The sequence below is a fragment of the Nocardiopsis sp. TNDT3 genome, assembly GCF_003427465.1.
GTDB lineage: Bacteria > Actinomycetota > Actinomycetes > Streptosporangiales > Streptosporangiaceae > Nocardiopsis > Nocardiopsis dassonvillei.
In genome coordinates this window covers 1-1647 of the sequence record NZ_QPFC01001264.1, presented here as the reverse complement: position 1 = coordinate 1647, position 1647 = coordinate 1, and the positions used below count along the sequence as shown (strand labels likewise).

Annotated in this window: 1 protein-coding gene; it reads left to right on the top strand. The window is 71.4% G+C overall.

What is annotated here, in order from left to right; translation table 11 throughout:
- Positions 1–167 precede the first annotated feature (167 nt).
- Positions 168–1610 carry an NCS2 family permease gene (locus DQW06_RS26650; protein ID WP_071622142.1) on the top strand — a complete coding sequence of 481 codons (1443 nt, stop codon included), beginning with the start codon at positions 168–170 and terminating at the stop codon, positions 1608–1610.
- The last annotated feature ends 37 nt before the right edge of the window (positions 1611–1647 follow it).

The following is a 1647-nucleotide window of genomic DNA, read 5'->3' as shown; positions in this document are numbered from 1 at the left end:
GCCCCCATGAACCGCCCGCCCCGGCCTCGTCGGCGCCCCGGCACCGGGGCGGGTGCCCTACGGCAGGACGGCGCCGTCCTGCGCACACCCTCGATTGAACACGAAGAGTTACAACCCCCCCTACACATGGCGATGCCCGCCATGCTCATCTCCCTCCAGGAGGGGACATGACCCGACTCAAGGACTCCGGCCCGCACACGGGGGCGCGGAAGCCCACGGCTCGATCCTGGCTCGACCGCTTCTTCTTCGTCAGCGAGCGCGGATCCACCTTCGGGCGCGAGGTCCGCGGCGGACTGACCACCTTCATGGCGATGGCCTACATCATCGTCCTGAACCCGATCATCCTCAGCGGCGTCTCCGACGTGAACGGCGACGTCCTGTCGGCGGGCCAGCTGACCACCATGACCGCCCTGTCCGCCGGGCTGGTCACGATCATGATGGGGGTGGTCGGCCGGGCGCCGATCGCCTGCGCCGCGGCCCTGGGGGTGATGGCGGTCGTGGCCTACCAGGCCGCGCCCGTGATGGCCTGGCCCGAGGTGATGGGCCTGGTCGTGTGGCAGGGCGTGGCCATCATCCTCATGGTGGTGACCGGCGTGCGGACCGCGGTGATGAACGCGCTGCCGCACGACCTCAAGATGGCCATCGGCGTGGGCATCGGCCTGTTCGTGGCCCTCATCGGGCTGGACAACGCGGGCTTCGTCAGCGCCGGGGAGGGCGGCGGCCTGCTCCAGATCGGCGCGGCCGGGGCCGGCGGCCACCTCGACGGATGGCCGATCCTGGTCTTCGTGTGCGGCCTGGTGCTGGCCAGCGTCCTGCTGGTGCGCGGGGTGCCCGGCGCGATCTTCTACGGCATCGTCGGCGCGACGGTCCTGGCGATCGCCGTGCACTACGCGGCGGGCCTGGACGCCCGGGACTGGGGCGGGGCCAGCCCCGAGCTGCCCGGCAACCCGTTCGCGGCCCCCGACTTCGGCCTGCTGCTGCGGGTGGACATGTTCGGCGCCTGGACCTCGGCCGGTGCGACCACGGCGGGCGTCATCCTGTTCACCCTGGTGCTGGCCGGGTTCTTCGACGCCCTGGGCACCATCCTGGCCATCGGCACCAAGGCCGACATCGCCGACGCCGACGGGCACATGCCCCGGGTCAACCAGATCCTGGTGACCGACGGCGCGGGCGCCGTGGCCGGGGGTCTGACCAGCTCTTCGGCGACGCTGGTGTTCGTGGAGTCCACGGCGGGGGTGAGCGAGGGCGCCCGGACCGGTCTGGCGAGCGTGGTGACGGGGCTGTTCTTCCTCGCGGCGATCTTCCTGGCCCCGGTGTTCGGCGTGGTCCCGGCGCAGGCCGCGGCGGTGGCGATGGTGCTGGTGGGCGCCATGATGATGATGCACATCAGGGAGATCGACTGGTCGGACGTCGCCGTGGCGATCCCGGCCTTCCTGACCATCGCGATGATGCCGTTCACCTTCGACATCGCCAGTGGGATCGGCATCGGGATCATCTCCTACACGCTGGTCAGGTCGGCCCAGGGGCGCGTGCGCGACGTGGGCTGGCTGATGTGGGCGCTCTCGGCCGTGTTCGCGTTCCACTTCTCCATGCACGCGCTGGGGCTTTGAGCCGGATCCGCCACGGGGAGGCCGGGCCGCCGAGGGG

Coding starts and splice junctions, on each gene's coding strand:
- DQW06_RS26650 (WP_071622142.1), top strand. CDS start 168: ATGACCCGACTCAAGGACTCCGGCCCGCACACGGGGGCGCGGAAGCCC.